Below are 15,532 nucleotides of genomic sequence, written 5' to 3'. Positions count from 1 at the left end.
GCGACCACGCCGAGACCGGCCATCATCAGCGAATCGCCCGCAGGCCCGCGTTCGCGAACTGCTCGTCCAGGTCACCGCTCGGTGCGCCGCCCACGCCGATCGCGGCGATGGGGCCGCCGTTGGCCACGACCGGCACGCCACCGGCGAGGAACAGCGTGCCCGGGATGTCCCGCACGCTCGGCCCGTTGCCCTGCGCGTTCTTGGCCAGCGCGGACGTCGGCTGCCCGAACGACACCGCGGTGAAGGCCTTCCGCTTGGCCGACTCCTCCGTCTGCGGACCCGCGCCATCACCCTTGAGCATGGCGCGCACCGCGCCGGAGCGGTCCAGCACGGCGACCGTGACCCGCTGCCCGTTCTGCTCGGCGGCGTCCAGGGTGGCCTGCGCGGCCCGGATCGCCGCGTCGATGCTGAGCGTGCTGGTCTGCACCACGTTCTGCGCGGCGGCGGGCTGGGGCGCCTGCTGGTCACCCTGCGCCTGCGCCACGCCGAAACCGGTGGCGAGTGCGACGGTCGCCACACCGGCGGTCATGCCGAGGGCGAGCCGGGTGCGGGCGGTGGTGGTCTTCATCGGATGTCCCTTCGTCCGGCGGGTTTTTCCCGCTCTGCCACCACTTTCCCGGCTCACGGGCACCGGCGAATCGGGGGCGGGTCGCGGGCTTCGGCGTCGTCCGGGCGACCCCGGCATCATCCGGACGATTGATGCGGCACCGGTGACCCGTGCTTACGATCACCGGGTCGATCGAGGCGGAAGGAGCGGACCGATGGCAGTCGCGGTGACGGCCGGGGCGCGCAGCGCGCGGCTCAACGCCGCCATGCACGCCGGCTTCTTCCTCCTGCTCGCCGCGTCGGTGGCCCGGTTCGTCAGCGCGCACGGACTGCACGGCGCCACCCCGCTGATCCTCGGCCTCACCGGCGGCCTCGCGGTCGTCTACGCCGCCGGGGTCCTGCTGTGGACGAGCCTTGGCCGATGGCGGCAGGCCTGGCTCGCGGTGGTGATCGCGGTCTGGCTGGCGTTGGTGGTGGCCGCGCCGAGCTTCGCCTGGTGCGCGGTCCCGCTGTTCTTCGTCTGCCTGCAACTGCTGCGCCCGCGCGTGGTGATCGTGATGGTCGCGCTGCTCACCGTCGCGGTGATCCTGGCCCAGTTGCGCATCGCCAGCGGGTTCGACCTCGGCCTGGTGCTCGCCCCGATCGCGGTCGCGCTGATGGCCACGGTCACCTTCCTGCAACTCGACCGCGCCAGGGCCGAACAGCAGGAACTCGCCGCCGACCTGCTGCGCACCCGCGACGACCTGGCGGAGAGCGAACGCGTGGCCGGGGTGGTGCAGGAACGCGAGCGGCTGGCCAGGGAGATCCACGACACGCTCGCGCAGGGCCTGTCCAGCATGCGGATGCTGCTGCAGGCGGCGTTGCGGTCGTGGTCGGCGGAACCGGAGGTGGCCCGCGGGCACGTCACCCGCGCGGTCGAGGCCGCCGGGGACAACCTCGCCGAGGCACGCCGGTTCGTCCGCGACCTCTCCTCACCCCGGCTCGACGGCACCGATCTCGCTGGGACGCTGGCCGAACTCGCCGAGCAGGCGGGCTCGGCGGGCGGCCCGGTCGTCCGGTTCGCCACCAGCGGCACACCCCACGCGCTGGACCCGCGAGTGGAGGCCGGTCTGCTGCGGGTGGCCCAGGGCGCGCTGGCCAACGTGACCGAGCACGCGGGCGCGGCCGAGGCCGCGGTGACGCTGACCTACCTCGGCGACGAGGTCGTGCTCGACGTCCGCGACGACGGCACCGGCTTCGACCCCGACGCGGTGCGCGCCGCCCCGGGACGGGGGTACGGCCTGCGGATGATGGCCGAGCGGGTCGCCGCGCTCGGTGGTTCGCTGGTGGTGGAGAGCGCGCCCGGGAAGGGCACCGCGCTCGCGGTCACCGCACCCGTGGAGGAGGCCAGGTGACCATCCGCATCCTGATCGTCGACGACCACCCCGTGGTCCGCGCCGGGCTGGCCGCGTTGCTGGCCGGTGAACCGGACATGGCGGTCATCGGCGAATGCGCGGGCGCCGACGAAGCCGTGCGGTTCGCCGCGGCCGAACGGCCGGACGTGGTGCTGATGGACCTCCAACTCGGCGCCGGCCCGGACGGCGTGGACGCCACCAAACGGCTCGCCGCCACACCGGACGCGCCGCGGGTGCTGGTCCTGACCACTTACGACACCGAAGTGGACGTCACCAGGGCGATGGCCGCCGGTGCCACGGGTTATCTGCTCAAGGCCGGGCCGCCGGAGGACCTGTTCCGCGGCATCCGCGCGGCCGCACGCAGCGAAACCGCGTTGGCGCCGCAGGTGGCGGCCCGGCTCGTCGGCCGGGTGCGCGCCCCGGTGCCCGAGCTGTCGCCACGGGAGACCGAGATCTGCCGCCTGCTCGCCGACGGGCTGAGCAACCGGCAGATCGCCGGAAAGCTGTTCATCTCCGAGGCGACGGTGAAAACGCACCTCACCCACATCTACGGCAAGCTCGGCGTGGACAGCAGGGCGGCCGCGGTCGCCGTCGCCGCCGAGCGCCGGATCATCCGGATCGATTCGCGAGAGGCACCACGATGAACGACCTGCTGCTCCGCTCGGTGACGCTGCCCGACGGCACCGCCACCGATCTCCTGATCAGCGCGGGGCGGATCGCCCGGATCGGCAACGGCCTGACCACGGAGGGCACGGTCGAGGACTGCGGTGGCGCGCTGGTGCTGCCCGGTTTCGTCGACGCGCACTGCCACGTGGACAAAACGCTGTGGGGTGGCCCGTGGGTGCCGCACTCGGCGGCGGGCGGGCTGGCGGAGGTGATCGCGAACGAGCGGCGCCGTCGCGGTGAGCTGGGGATCCCGTCGCCGGACTACATCGGCGCTCTGCTGGACGCGATGATCGCGCACGGCACCACCCACGCGCGCAGCCACGTCGACGTCGACCCCGGTGTCGGACTCGGTGGCGTGGAGGCGGTGCGGGAGGCACTGGCGCGGCGCAAGGGCCGGATCGACGTCGAGCTGGTGGCGTTTCCGCAGGAGGGTTTGCTGAGCAAGCCGGGAACGCTGGCCCTGCTGGAGGAGGCGGTGCGATCCGGCGTGGAGAACATCGGCGGCCTCGACCCGGCCGGGATCGACAACGATCCGGTCGGGCAGCTCGACGCGGTGTTCGACATCGCCGGGCGGTACGGCTGCGGGGTGGACATCCATCTCCATGACGAGGGCCCGCTGGGGGCCTGGCAGTTCGACCTGATCATCGAGCGGACCCGGGTGCTCGGCCTGGCGGGCAAGGTCACCATCAGCCACGGTTTCGGCCTGTGCGGCGGGATATCGGCGGAACGACAGGAGCGGATCATCGCGGCGATGGCCGAACAGCGGATCAGCATGACCACCGTGGCGCCGGTGACCAGGCCCGCGCCGCCGCTGCGCGCGATGGTCGCCGCCGGCGCGACCCTGGCCTGCGGCAACGACGGCGTGCGGGACCTGTGGTCGCCGTACGGCACCGGGGACATGCTGGAGCGGGCGCTGTTCCTGGCCCAAGGCTGCGGCTTCCGCCGGGACGAGGACATCGAACTGGCCCTGGACGCCGCCACCCACGGCGGTGCCCGCGCACTGGGCCTGGCCGACTACGGCCTGGCAGAAGGCTGCTTCGCCGATCTGTGCATTGTGGACGCCCGCGTCCCCGCCGAAGCAGTCGCCACCCGCCCACCCCGCACCCTGGTCGTCAAATCCGGCACCATCGTCGCCCGCCACGGCACCCTGACAAACTAGCTGCAGTGAATGTGGCTTTCACTGCAAAATCCGCAGTGAAAGCCACATTCACTGCAACAAACCGGCAGCCAACCCACCCTCCCCATCCCCAGTTCACAGCCGTAGTCACACTAAAACACCGGGGTGGCCCCCGCCCGCCCACTCCGAACCAGCAGCAGCAAAACAGCGGTCACCACAAAAACCCCACCATTCACCACATACAACCGCTCCGCGGTCCACCCCGAATCCAGCAACGCCCCAGCGATGCTCGGCGCCAAAACCGCCCCCGCCCGCCCGATGGCCAACCCCGTCCCCACCCCAGTAGTCCGGATCGCGGGCTCGTAGATCGTCGGGGTGAGCGCGTACAACCCGGCGACGCAGCCGTTGACCACCACCCCGATCAACGCGGCCACCGTGAACGCCAGCGCCAGCGACGAGATCGACGCGATGAACACCGCCAGCAGCACCGCCGCCACCACCAGGTACCCGACCAGCACCTGCCGCAGCGCGAACCGCGCGGCGAGCAGGCCCAGCAGCGCCGCGCCGAACATGCCGCCGACGTTGAGCAGCGTGCCGCCGGTGATGCCCGCCGTCGCGGACAGGCCCGCTTCGACCAGGAGCGTCGGCGTCCAGCTCGTCACGAAGTAGAACCCGGCCATGATGCCGAAGAACGCCACCCACAACAGCAGCGTGTTGCGCCGCAACCGGGCGGTGAGCAGTTCGCGGTACCCCACGCCCTTCGGCGCGTCGGGCCGCGCGGGCAACGAGGTGAGCGGGCTGTGCCCCATCCGGCCCAACATCGTGTTGACCCGTTCGAGCGCCCCCTTCGGACGGCGGACCAGCAGGAAGTCCAGCGACTCGGGAAGCCGCCACCACACCAGCGGAATCGACAGCAACGTGGCGACGCCCCCGACGAGGAACACCGACCGCCACCCGAACCCGCCGATCAGCACCGCGGTGAGCAACCCGCCGAGCGTGGCACCCAGCGCGTAACCGGTCGAGTTCAGGCTGACCGCCAGTCCCCGCCAGCGCGCGGAGGCGTACTCGGCCGAGATGACGTTGCTCGTCGCGAGAATGCCGCCGATGCCGAGCCCGGTCACCGCCCGGAGTGCCCCGAGTTGCAGCGCGGACTGACTGGCCGCGGACAGCACCATCCCGGCCCCGGCGATCGCCAGGCACCCCAGCACGATCGGCCGCCGCCCGAACCTGTCCGCCCACGGAGCGATGAACATCGAGCCGACGCCCATGCCGATCAGCCCCGCCGACAACAGCGCCCCCAGCTGGGCGCCGCTGAGCCCCCAGTAGGCCGACACGGACTTGCCGGTGAACGCCATCACGACGACGTCGAAACCGTCGAGCGTGTTGAGCAGCACGCACACCGCGACCGCGCCCCACTGGAAGCGCGTCATGGGTGAGCCGTCGAGCAGTTCCCTGAGCGAACGCGTGGTGGTGGCCGGATCATCCATGCCAGCACTCCTTTTTCCGGAGGGATCAGAGATCGAGGACCAGCCGCGGTGAGCACGCGCGGGAAACGCAGATCATCATCGTGTCCCCGGCCTGCCGCTCCTCGCCGGTGAGCACCGAGTCGCGGTGCTCCGGCTCGCCGGACAGCACCGGGGTTTCGCAGGTCCCGCACGTGCCTTCCTGACACGAGGACAGTACGGGCACCCCGGCCTCCTCGACCACCTCAAGGATGGAGCGGCCGGCCGGAACCCCGAGCACGGCGCCGGTCCGTGCCAGCTCGACTTCGAAGCCCTCACGGGGACCGTCCGCGAGTCCCGGCTTCGGCGCGAACCGCTCGACGTGCGGCGGCTTCACACACTGCGCTTCGACGGCTTCGAGCAAAGATTCGGGACCACAACAGTAGATCGCGGTCTCCTCCTCGGCACCGCCCAACAGGACCGGAAGGTCGAGCAACCCGCGCTCATCCTGCGGCACGACATCAACCTGCTCGGGATACCACGACTCGAGTTCATCCACGAACGCCATGGAAGCGCGCGTTCGGCCGCCATAAACAAGGCGCCAGTCCCGCCCGGTCTCGGCGACGCGCGCGATCATCGGCAGGATCGGTGTGATGCCGATTCCGCCCGCGATGAACAGGTACCGCTTGGCTTCCACCAACGGAAAGTGGTTGCGCGGCCCCCGAATCCGCACCCGGTCGCCTTCGCCGAGAACGTCGTGAACGTACTGCGAACCCCCGCGTCCGTCCGGTTCCCGGAGCACGGCGACCTGCAGCACCGAGGAGTCGTCCGGGTCGCCGCACAGGGAGTACTGGCGGACGAGCCCGGACTCCAGCACGAGATCCAGGTGCGCCCCCGGTTCCCACGCCGGAAGGGGCTGACCGTCCGGCGAGCGCAGGGTCAACCGGACAACGCCCTCGGCGAGCTTCTCCTTGCGCTCCACCACAAGGACCGAATCGTGCTCCGGATGCGCGAGCAGCCACTCCCACAGCTCCACGGGATCGTCGAACTCGCGTTCCGCGGAACAGTGGCAGACCGCGCGCAACCGGTCCGTGCCGAGCACCCAGTGGATGCGGTGCACGCGGTCGCCGGTCAGCATCGGCCCGGCCGTCATGCCGGTGCCGCCATGCGCTGGAGCATCCGCCGGGCCGCGAGCCCGCCGGTGTCGATGTTGATCGACAGTTCCTGGTACCCCGCCGGTTCGGTGGCGATCACCCGCTCCAGCACGTCGAGCGCTTCCACGTCCTGCAGGACCACGGTCCGGTTGTTCTCGGCGAGGAAGGCCGACACCCCGTCGTCGTCCAGCGCGAAGTCGCGGGCGACGGCCCAGAAGTCGTGGGTGGAGTGCTCGGTCTCCGGGGTGATCGCGTACACGACCTCGACGTGGAAGGCGTCCGGGTCGCTCCCGTCGGGCCGGGGTACCGAACCCGCCGGGGCGATGCGGCTGTGCAGTTTGTACAGGCACGGCGGCGTGTACTCGATGTCCTGCCAGCGCGCGATCCGGCCCTGGAGGCCGGTCGACTTCGCGTAGAACGGCGGGCATTCGGCGTCGTCCATCTGGCGCGAGACGTAGATGATGCCCGCGTCCTCGTCGACCTCGGTGGTGATCGGGGTTGCCGCGACCTCCGGTGTGCCGATGTAACCGCCGTGCAGGTACGTCTCGTGCGACAGGTCGAGCAGGTTGTCGACCAGCAGGGAGTACCGCGCCTTCAGCGGTTCCATGCCGCGGACCGTGGTGTGGCCGGGGGAGTCGAGGTAGGGCACGCGCGGGATGCGGGCGGGGTCCGCGTTGGCCGGGTCGCCGATGAAGATCCAGACCAGGGAGTCCTGCTCGGCCACCGGGTACGGCCGCAGCCGGGCGGTGCGCGGCACGCGGTGCTGGCCCGGCACGAAGACGCACTTGCCGTCGGCGCCGTAGGTGAACCCGTGGTAACCGCAGACGACCTGGTCGTCCACGAGCCGGGACGGTGCTTGCGAGAGCGGGAACCGCCGGTGCACGCAGCGGTCCGGCATCGCGGTGATCGCCCCGGAGCGGGTCCGCCAGAACAGGACGGGCTCACCGCAGATGGTGCGGGAGAACAGTTCCGGCTCGATCTCGGCGCTGTAGGCGGCGACGTACCACTGGTCCCGCGGAATGCTGGTCATGCGCTGTCCCCTCGTCGTTGAGGCCGGTGGCCAGCCTGGCGGGAACGACCGGACCGGCCGAACAGCGTTTCCGAAAGATGGAAGACTTTCCGGGCCCGCTCAGCGCAGGGCCCGCGAGATCGCGCGGGCGCTGGTGCGGACCAACGGGGTGAGCGCGTGCGGCTGGGTGCTGCCGTGGTGGACGACGAGGGACACCGCCGCGACGACCTGCCCGCCGCCGTCGTCGATCGGCGCGGCGACGGAAAGGGCGTCCATGGTGACCTGCCGGTCGCTGATGGCGAACCCGCTGGTGCGGACGTCGGCGAGCATCCGGCGCACCTCGGCCGGATCGGTGACGGTCTTGCGGGTGTAGCGCTCGATCGGGCCGCCGAGCACCTCCTCCTGCACCTCGGCCGGGGCGTGGGCGAGCAGGACCAGGCCGACGCCGGTGGCGGTCAGCGCGAAGCGCCCGCCGACCCTGGTCAGCACCGGCACCGCGCCGGACCCGGCGATGCGCTCGATGAACACCACCTCGGTGCCCTCGCGGACGGCGAGCTGCACGTTCTCCTTGGTGATCTGGGAGAGGTCTTCGAGAAAGGGCAGCGCCCGTTCCCGCAGCCCCTGCCCGCGAGGCGCCAGCGCACCGAGTTCCCACAGCCGCAGGCCGACCCGGAACAGCCCGTCCTCACCGCGTTCGACGGCGCCCCACGCGGCCAGTTCGCCCAGCAACCTGTGCACAGTGGACAGTGGCATCCCGGCGCGGCGGGCGATCTCGCTCAGCGGCAGCGCCGGCCGCTGTGCGCTGAACGCCCCCAGCACCTGGAACGCGCGTCCGACCACGGCCCCCGTCGGCCCCGGCCGCCTGCCTCCCGGCATCGGTCCACCGTCCTCACTCGCCGGTGCGCCGCGAGCAGCACCAGTCCCCGTCGCAGGGCTTGCCGAGCTCACTGCCGTACGGCCCGAGCCCGCGCATCAGGGCCAGCACCTCGTCGCGGTGCGCGGGGGACAGGGGAGGACGGGTGTCGAGGTCCCAGCCCGGTGCCCTGGTCCGGAGGTCCTGCACGTCGCCGACCACCGTGCCGTCCACGAAGAACGTGTACAGCGGGTGGTCGGGGAAGCTGTTGAGCCGCAGCACCCACCACCGCCCGTCGACCTGTGCCGCGTGGACGAACACACCGGCGTCGGTGCGCTGCCACACGACGGGCCGCGTCAGGGCGTGGGTCAGCTCGGGCACGGGTTCAGTTTCGCGCGTCGTGGGGGAGATGCGCAAAGGCGGCTTCTTCCTCGCGGAGCGGCGCCTGGTCGCTGTCGATCGTCCGGAGGGGGATGTATAACGCCCTATTCAGCTGGGCTTGGAGTGGACGCTTCATCTCTGGGGCGAGCCTGTACGTCGACGGCGGCCTGAACCAGCTCTGAGCGTCAGAAGGCGCGGGACGCGATGTCGCCGGCCAGTGCGTCGAGCTTCTCCAGGCCCGGGGTGCCGATCGGCTGGTCCGGGTCCGGCGTGCTGCCGCGTTCGTGGTTGAAGCGCAGGCCGATCTCCAGGCGTTGCACGGTGTTCTCGTTCTCGGTGAGGGTGACCAGCCGGGTGTGGCGGTCGTCCGCCGGGGTGACCCTGGCCCAGCCGGGCCGTCCGGCGATGGTCACCGGCTGACCGTCCGTTGTGGACGGGGATTCGACGGTGACCGCGACCGTGACCTGCCGCCGGAGGCTGGGTTCGACGAAGAGGCAGCCTTCGGCCCTCGGTGCGTTGCCGACGGTGGAGACCACCGGGCGCAGTTCGGGCCCGAACTGCGCCCGTACGGCCTCCTCGGCGAGTCCGCAGAGGACACCGGGATCCGCGGCCGCCGTGGACGCCAGCGCGGCCGGGTCGTGCGGGGCGTAGGGCTGGTGCGCGGACGGGCGGCAGGGTTGTTCCGGCGTGACGTCGGCGCAGGGACTGGTGTCCGGCAGGCCGGTTTCGCCCGGTGGGTAGCGCAGCGGCGACACCGGTGGCACCGCGGCGGGCGGTGCTCCCAGCACCCGCATCACCTCGGTGGCGAGCGGGTCGAGCCGGTCGCAGGTGGTCCTCGCTTCGACCGTGGCGAACGCCTGGGACTCGCCGGGCAGACCGGACGGGCCCTGGCTCCACACCAGTTCGCAGTCGTCGTCGCGGTAGACCGTGCGCTCGTTCAGCTGGGACGTCGGCCGGTCGTCGTAGCGGCGAGCCGGGTCCCCGGCGTAACGCAGCCGCAGACTGGAAGCGGTGGCCTGGGTGCTCGTCGCGTCGCAGGAGTCCAGGCCGGAAACGCCGGGCTCGGGCGCGAGCCGGGTGTTGTCGTCCTCGCCGAGCGCGGCGGCGAGGACGGAGCAGGCATCCCGTCCGGCGAAGGCGGGTCCGGCCTCGGCTGGGGTGTCCATTCTGGACAATGCGATCGGCACCAGCTTGTCCAGTTCGGCGCACCCGCCGGCGAAGTCGGCGGTGAAGCTGATCGCGTGCCTCGGGCCCACCGGCACGAGGTAGCGGCAGTCGGGGCTCGACTGGACGTAGACCACGGTGGCGTCCAGCACCCTGGTCGCCGACTGGAACCGGATCTGCCGGTTCAGCGGCGCACCGAGGACGGCGGTGAGCGAACCGTAGCGGCCCGCTCGCTCGAGCTCACAGCTGTGCGGGCTGCGCCGATCGCGTTCGGCGTCCGCGGGAAAGCCCGGGATCCCGGCCGCCACCGGATCCAGCAGCGCGCAGGGATCCAGCCGGTTCAGCGCGGAGAGCACGGCGGCGGTGTCACGGGGTGGTGCCGCCGGCGCGGTCACGACGGGCGGGTGGCTGGGCGCGCCGAGGGCGTCCGGCGGTTCCTCCTCGCTGCCGCACGCGGTCAGCACCATCGCCGCCGCGAGCACGGTCAGGATCGCGCGCCGCCTCACGCCGGCACCAGCCCGAGCACCGAGTCTTCGCCGTCCTGCACCACGAGGTGGTCGCCGACGCGGAGCACGCGGTGCCAGTTGGCGACCAGCGTGCGCTCGGGATCGGTCAGCCCATCGACCTCGATGCCCTGGTCGGTGCGCAGGTCCCCGGTGGCGAGGTGGTAGGCCGACATCGCCCGGTCGTCGCCGCACACCAGCAGCTCACCGCCCCAGACCACGCCGCCGCAGCCGAAGTCCTCACCTTCGTCGGCCCGCCACCGCTCCCGCCCGGTGGAGATCTCGATGGCCACCGGACGGCGCCCGGAGCCGACCATCACCAGTTGGTCCCCGGTGATCACCACGTCGCGGGGGAACGCGGCTTGCAGGTACATCCAGCCCGCCTCGGCCCCGGCGTCGTGGGGATACCGCGCGGTCAGCCGCGCCTGGGCGTCGTAGAACTCCAGCCCGGACGCGGCGTTGACGACGACGCCGGTGGCGGAGGCGTGCAGGAGCCGCTGCCCGCCGCCGCTGGTGACCGGGCCGCGGTGGCGCACCGCCCCGCCGTCGACGGCGCGCAGTTCGAGCAGGCTGGAATCGCGGCTGACGGCGAACGCGGGTTCCGCGCAGCCGACCCGGGTGGCGATCGCGTCCGCCCCGACCACCGCGTCGGTGAAGCGGCAGTCGTTGCCGTATTCGCTGTCGCCCCAGGCGTTCACCGGGATCGTGTGCGTCCACTTCGGAGCGCCACCGGTCACCGGGTAGGCCACGATGGCCCGCTCGGTCACCACGACGACACCGTCCGCGCGACCCGCGAGCGCCACCGGTTTCCCCTGCTGGGACACCGCGTCGCCGAGCCGGACGCGCCACGCCTCCTGGCCGTCGGCGTTGATCCGGGTGAGCGTGTCGCAGGGCCCGTTCGCCGCTGGCAGGCTCAGGTACACCGCGTCGGGCGCCACGGAGAAGCCGCAGTTCTTGCTCAGGGTGCGATCCCAGCGGACCGCGCCGGTCGCCGGGTCGACGACGACCAGGCCCTCGTCGTCGCCGAGCACCACGGCGTCGCCCAGCACCGCCGGGGTGGCGGTGTCGAGATCCACTTCGGACAGCGGCCCGAGGCGCCACTTCGCTTCCAGCGCGGCCGGGGCGTCACCGCGGCCGGGCCAGACCACCACCAGCAGGCCGAGCGCGGTCACCACGGCGACGGCGATCGCCAGCACCGGTATCGGGCGGCGCCACCACGTCGATTCTCTCCAGGTCCCCACGCGGCGGCACGGTAGCCACGGGCACTTTCATTCCACTTGCGTCGCGGCACGCCCGGCACGAGCCGCCAGCTCGGCGAACGCGTCACGCAACGCGGCAGGCCCGAGCACCTCGATCTCGCAGTCGTATCGTGCCAGCGACGCGGCGAGTCCGGCCCAGGACCAGGAACCCGCGGTCAGCTTGGTCCTGGCCGGGCCGAGTTCCTCGACGATCCCGTCGCCCGCGAACGGGGCGACCTCGGCGGCGGGCAGGTCGAGGACCACCTCACCACGGCACGGCCACGCGTCGGCGGTGTCGGATCCCTTGAACCGGGCGGAAAGGAAGGCGGCCACGTCCCCGCCCGGTACCTCACGCGGTCCGAACCGCGGGCCATTCGGCACCCGCAGCGTCATCCGGTCGGCGCGGTAGGTGCGCCAGTCCTCGCGCTCGGGCGACCAGCCGACGACGTACCAGCGGCCGCCCCTGGCGACGAGGTGGTGGGGCTGCACCCGCCGGGGCCGGTCGTCCTCCGGCCGTCCCGGTGCGCGGTAGTCGAACCGCAGTTCCTCCCCGGCGCGCACGGCGGCGCTCAGCGCGAGCAGGAGGTCGGTGCCGACGCCGGGACGGGCCGGTTCGGCGGCGCTGATTTCGAGGGCGTCGACGCGCTGGCGCAACCGCGACGGCATGACCTGGCGGACGGTGGCCAGTGCGCGGGCGGCCGCCTCCTCGATACCGGCGCCGGTCCCGACGGCCATCCGCAACGCCACCGCGAGCGCGACCGCCTGCTCCTCGTCGAACAACAGCGGCGGCACCTGGCTGCCCGCTTCGAGCCGGTAACCGCCGTCGGGGCCCTTGACCGCGTGGATCGGGTAGCCGAGTTCGCGCAGCCGGTCGACGTCCCGGCGTACCGTCCGCTCGCTGACGCCGAGCCGTTCGGCCAGCACCAGACCCGGCCAGTCGCGCCGGGCCTGCAACATCGACAGCAGCGACAGCAGGCGGCTGGAGGTCGTGGTCGAGGAGGCGGTCGGCATGGTTTCACCTTGCCACAAGAAGCGGACGTTCCCTGGCCGGTACCGGTGACATCGTGGCCTCACCGCCGGAAACCGCCGGCGGTGAACCCCCTTGAGAAGGACCGGACACCATGTCGCTCAACGCTGTTCCCCACCTGAACTTCCGCGGCCAGGCGCGCGAGGCGCTGGAGTTCTACCAGTCGGTGTTCGGCGGGCAGCTCACCGTGATCACCTACGGCGATTTCGGCATGCCCGCCGAGCTGCCCGGCTCGGCCAACGTCGTGTTCGGCCAGGTCGTGGCGGACAACGGCGTCCGGGTGATGGCCTACGACGTGCCCGGCGAGCACGCGCCGGTCACCCCCGCCGCGCCCACCACGCGCCGCGAGAACGGCACCACGATCACCGAGGAGCCGTTCTTCCTCTCCGTGCGCGGTGAGTCCGTCGACGAGGTGAGCCCGGTGTGGGACCGCCTCGCCGAGGGCGCGACCGTCATCGAGGCGTTCGGCCCGGCCCAGTGGGCACCCGCGTTCGGCATGCTGGCCGACCGCTTCGGTGTCACCTGGATCGTCGACGTTGTCGACACTGCGGTTGAGCACGCCCAGGCCTGACGCCCGTCGCGGGGTGTGGCCCGGCCGCACCCCGCCCCACCGCAGGAGAAACCCATGCGCACCCGTCCACTCGGCCGGACCGGCATCCAGGTCAGCGCCTTCACCCTGGGCACGATGATGTTCGGGCCGTACGGCAATCCCGATCCCGGCGCGTGCGCCCGCATCGTGCACCGGGCGCTCGACGGCGGCATCAACACGATCGACACGGCCGACGTCTACGGCGGCGAAGGCCTTGCCGAGCGGATTGTCGGGAAGGCCCTGCGCGGCCGTCGCGACGACGTCGTCCTGGCCACGAAGGTCAACGGCCCGATGGGGCCCGGCCCCAACCAGCGCGGCAGTTCGCGGCGCTGGATCGTCACCGCCGCCGAGGCCTCCCTGCGCCGCCTCGGGGTCGACCACCTCGACCTCTACCAGGTGCACCACCCCGATCCCGGCACCGACGTCGAGGAGACCCTGGGCGCGCTGACCGATCTGCTCCGCGCGGGCAAGGTGCGGGCGATCGGTCATTCCAGCCTGCCGCCGTCGGAGATCGTCGAGGCCCAGTGGGTGGCCGAGCGGCGGGGGCTGGCGCGCTTCCGCAGCGAGCAGCCGCACTACTCGATCCTCAACCGCGGCATCGAACGCGAGGTCCTGCCGGTCTGCGCCCGCTACGGCCTCGGCGTGCTGGTGTGGAGCCCGCTGGCGATGGGGCTGCTGTCCGGGCGGCTGCGCAGGAACGGCACGGAAACCGCGTCGGCCGGGCGCCTGCACTGGGCACCGCGGCACATGACCGACGAACGCAAGCTCGATGCCGTCGAAGCACTCGTTCCCGTCGCCGAAGAGGCGGGCCTGTCGCTGCCGCACCTGGCGCTCGGGTTCGTCACCGCGCACCCCTCGGTCACGTCGGCGATCATCGGCCCGCGGACCGAGGAGCAACTCGACGACCTCCTCGCGGGGGCAGGCACGGTCCTCGGCGACGACGTGCTCGACCGCATCGACGAGATCGTCCCGCCAGGAACGGACCTCGGTCCCGTCGACGTCGCGTACGAACCGCCCTCGCTGGCGCGCGTGAACCGCCGTGTCGCTGTCGGTTCTGTACAAGACCACCCCGCGGCGCCGATTTAGGGTGAGGCCAACCGCGGCGCCGCCGCCTTGTTTCGTAGGAGCACATCTTGACGCGTGAACTGGTCTACACGGGATTCATGTCGCTGGACGGCGTGGTGGACTCGCCGGGTGGCGTGGTGGAGGGGCACCGCAGCGGCGGGTGGGTGTTCGAGACGGAGTTCGTGCCGGAGGCCTACTCGCTGAAGGGCGAGGAACTCGAGGAGACCACCGCCCTGATGTTCGGCCGCCGCAGTTACGACGCCTTCGCCCAGGTCTGGCCCGACTCCGAGGACCACGTGGCGTACAAGGAACTGCCGAAGTACGTCGTCTCCACGACACTGGGCGAGGACGCGCTGGTCGGCGGCTGGGGCGAGACCACCATCCTGCGGTCCGCCGAGGACGTGGCGAAGCTGAAGGAGTCCGACGGCGGCCCGATCTTCATCCACGGCAGCGCGGAACTCGCGCGGCGGCTCGCCGACGCCGACCTGGTCGACCGCTACCACCTGCTGATGTTCCCGGTGCTGCTGGCGGCGGGCAAGAGCGTTTTCAGCCGGGAGGACCGCGACAAGCAGAACCTGCGCCTGCGGGACTCAGCCGCCTACGCCAACGGCGTGGTCAAGCTGATCTACGACGTCGTGCGCTGACGCGGGATCGAGGGCGAGCGCACCGCCCTCGCCGTCGCGCAGCTGCTGGGCGGTGCGGCCGACGTACCGCCGCAGCGCGCGGGCGAGGTGCGGCTCGTCGTAGTACCCGCACCGGAGGACGACGTCGGCGGCCGACGCGCCGGAGGCCAGCAGCACCGCGGCCGAGCGGACCCGGGTGATCTGCCGGACGGCACCCCGGGTGAGGCCGGTCGCCGTGCGGAAGCGGCGCTCCACCGTGCGGTCGGAGACCGGTGGCCGGTACCCGCGGTGGACCTCGGTGACCAGCGGATCGCGGAGCACCACCCCGTCGCGGACGAGCCGGGCCACCAGCGCCTCGGCGTCGTCGGCCCCGGGCAGCTCCCAATGGCCGCCGTCGAGCCAGAACCGGCGGCCGGTCACGTCGGGCAGCACGATCCCGCCGTCGACCACGGAGTGCGCCGGGACCGCGCGCAACGCGGTGCCCACGGCGAACTGGATGCCGACGAAGCTCGTGTCCTCGGGCACCGGGGCGGTGCCGGTCCGGGTCTCCGGTCCGGTCGCGGCGGCGAACATCTCGCCCTGCTGCCGCCAGAACACCAGGCCCCAGGTCTCGCTCGCGACCGAGGTCATCGCCGAAACCTGCTCGCTCCGGCACGTCCACACGGTGTCGACCCACGCCGAATCCGACGCGCGTGTCTCGAACCGCAACCCCATGGCGGTCATCGTAGGTCGCGCGAGACCAAAGTCCCCACGGGAAGGTG

The 15,532-nt window shown here is 72.0% G+C and carries 16 protein-coding genes; 6 read left to right on the top strand and 10 right to left on the bottom strand.

Annotated features, from left to right (window positions below):
- Nucleotides 1-25: 25 nt before the first annotated feature.
- Nucleotides 26-568, bottom strand: a complete 543-nt coding sequence (locus JYK18_RS35520) for a heme-binding protein (protein ID WP_206807761.1) — start codon at nucleotides 566-568, stop codon at nucleotides 26-28.
- Nucleotides 569-761: 193 nt separating this feature from the next.
- Here JYK18_RS35520 and JYK18_RS35515 point away from each other — a divergent pair, with 193 nt between their 5' ends.
- The 3 genes from JYK18_RS35515 to JYK18_RS35505 are packed head-to-tail and all read left to right on the top strand — an operon-like array spanning nucleotide 762 to nucleotide 3,765.
- Nucleotides 762-1,940 (top strand): sensor histidine kinase, encoded by a 1,179-nt coding sequence (locus tag JYK18_RS35515; protein WP_206807760.1) that lies wholly within the window; start codon nucleotides 762-764, stop codon nucleotides 1,938-1,940.
- Entirely contained in the window at nucleotides 1,937-2,584 is a 648-nt protein-coding gene (locus JYK18_RS35510; protein WP_206807759.1) for a response regulator transcription factor, read from the top strand. Before JYK18_RS35515 ends, JYK18_RS35510 begins: the two co-directional genes overlap by 4 nt.
- A complete protein-coding gene (locus JYK18_RS35505; protein WP_206807758.1) occupies nucleotides 2,581-3,765 on the top strand; it encodes an amidohydrolase in 1,185 nt (394 codons plus the stop codon). The genes JYK18_RS35510 and JYK18_RS35505 overlap by 4 nt, the downstream gene beginning before the upstream one ends.
- 110 nt (nucleotides 3,766-3,875) lie before the next feature.
- Here JYK18_RS35505 and JYK18_RS35500 read toward each other — a convergent pair whose 3' ends face one another.
- The 8 genes from JYK18_RS35500 to JYK18_RS35465 form a co-directional block, all read right to left on the bottom strand.
- Entirely contained in the window at nucleotides 3,876-5,210 is a 1,335-nt protein-coding gene (locus tag JYK18_RS35500) for an MFS transporter (protein ID WP_206807757.1), read from the bottom strand.
- 25 nt (nucleotides 5,211-5,235) lie between these two features.
- Complete coding sequence (locus tag JYK18_RS35495) at nucleotides 5,236-6,318, bottom strand: PDR/VanB family oxidoreductase (protein WP_242582413.1); 1,083 nt, start codon at nucleotides 6,316-6,318, stop codon at nucleotides 5,236-5,238.
- Nucleotides 6,315-7,349, bottom strand: a complete 1,035-nt coding sequence (locus JYK18_RS35490; RefSeq protein WP_206807756.1) for an aromatic ring-hydroxylating dioxygenase subunit alpha — start codon at nucleotides 7,347-7,349, stop codon at nucleotides 6,315-6,317. The genes JYK18_RS35495 and JYK18_RS35490 overlap by 4 nt, the downstream gene beginning before the upstream one ends.
- A 99-nt stretch (nucleotides 7,350-7,448) precedes the next feature.
- Nucleotides 7,449-8,204: an IclR family transcriptional regulator gene (locus tag JYK18_RS35485; RefSeq protein WP_206807755.1), complete on the bottom strand. Its 756-nt coding sequence runs from the start codon at nucleotides 8,202-8,204 to the stop codon at nucleotides 7,449-7,451.
- A 13-nt stretch (nucleotides 8,205-8,217) separates the two neighbouring features.
- Nucleotides 8,218-8,562 (bottom strand): hypothetical protein, encoded by a 345-nt coding sequence (locus JYK18_RS35480; RefSeq protein ID WP_206807754.1) that lies wholly within the window; start codon nucleotides 8,560-8,562, stop codon nucleotides 8,218-8,220.
- A gap of 185 nt (nucleotides 8,563-8,747) precedes the next feature.
- Nucleotides 8,748-10,232 (bottom strand): hypothetical protein, encoded by a 1,485-nt coding sequence (locus JYK18_RS35475; RefSeq protein ID WP_206807753.1) that lies wholly within the window; start codon nucleotides 10,230-10,232, stop codon nucleotides 8,748-8,750.
- Complete coding sequence (locus tag JYK18_RS35470) at nucleotides 10,229-11,470, bottom strand: PQQ-binding-like beta-propeller repeat protein (protein WP_206807752.1); 1,242 nt, start codon at nucleotides 11,468-11,470, stop codon at nucleotides 10,229-10,231. The genes JYK18_RS35475 and JYK18_RS35470 overlap by 4 nt, the downstream gene beginning before the upstream one ends.
- Nucleotides 11,471-11,497: 27 nt before the next feature.
- Nucleotides 11,498-12,478, bottom strand: a complete 981-nt coding sequence (locus tag JYK18_RS35465) for a YafY family protein (protein WP_206807751.1) — start codon at nucleotides 12,476-12,478, stop codon at nucleotides 11,498-11,500.
- A gap of 110 nt (nucleotides 12,479-12,588) precedes the next feature.
- Here JYK18_RS35465 and JYK18_RS35460 point away from each other — a divergent pair, with 110 nt between their 5' ends.
- The 3 genes from JYK18_RS35460 to JYK18_RS35450 all read left to right on the top strand — a co-directional run bounded on the left by JYK18_RS35460 (nucleotide 12,589) and on the right by JYK18_RS35450 (nucleotide 14,792).
- Complete coding sequence (locus JYK18_RS35460) at nucleotides 12,589-13,065, top strand: VOC family protein (protein WP_206807750.1); 477 nt, start codon at nucleotides 12,589-12,591, stop codon at nucleotides 13,063-13,065.
- Nucleotides 13,066-13,119: 54 nt separating this feature from the next.
- Nucleotides 13,120-14,169 (top strand): aldo/keto reductase, encoded by a 1,050-nt coding sequence (locus JYK18_RS35455; RefSeq protein WP_206807749.1) that lies wholly within the window; start codon nucleotides 13,120-13,122, stop codon nucleotides 14,167-14,169.
- A 77-nt stretch (nucleotides 14,170-14,246) separates the two neighbouring features.
- A complete protein-coding gene (locus JYK18_RS35450) occupies nucleotides 14,247-14,792 on the top strand; it encodes a dihydrofolate reductase family protein (RefSeq protein ID WP_206808314.1) in 546 nt (181 codons plus the stop codon).
- Here the strand turns inward: JYK18_RS35450 and JYK18_RS35445 are convergent.
- Nucleotides 14,739-15,485, bottom strand: coding sequence for a helix-turn-helix domain-containing protein (locus JYK18_RS35445; protein ID WP_242582410.1), 747 nt, complete (start codon nucleotides 15,483-15,485; stop codon nucleotides 14,739-14,741). The genes JYK18_RS35450 and JYK18_RS35445 overlap by 54 nt on opposite strands.
- Nucleotides 15,486-15,532 lie beyond the last annotated feature (47 nt).

The organism is Amycolatopsis sp. 195334CR, from assembly GCF_017309385.1.
Lineage (GTDB): Bacteria > Actinomycetota > Actinomycetes > Mycobacteriales > Pseudonocardiaceae > Amycolatopsis.
Note: the sequence above shows the minus strand (reverse complement) of the source record. Positions and strands in the feature narration are given on the sequence as shown.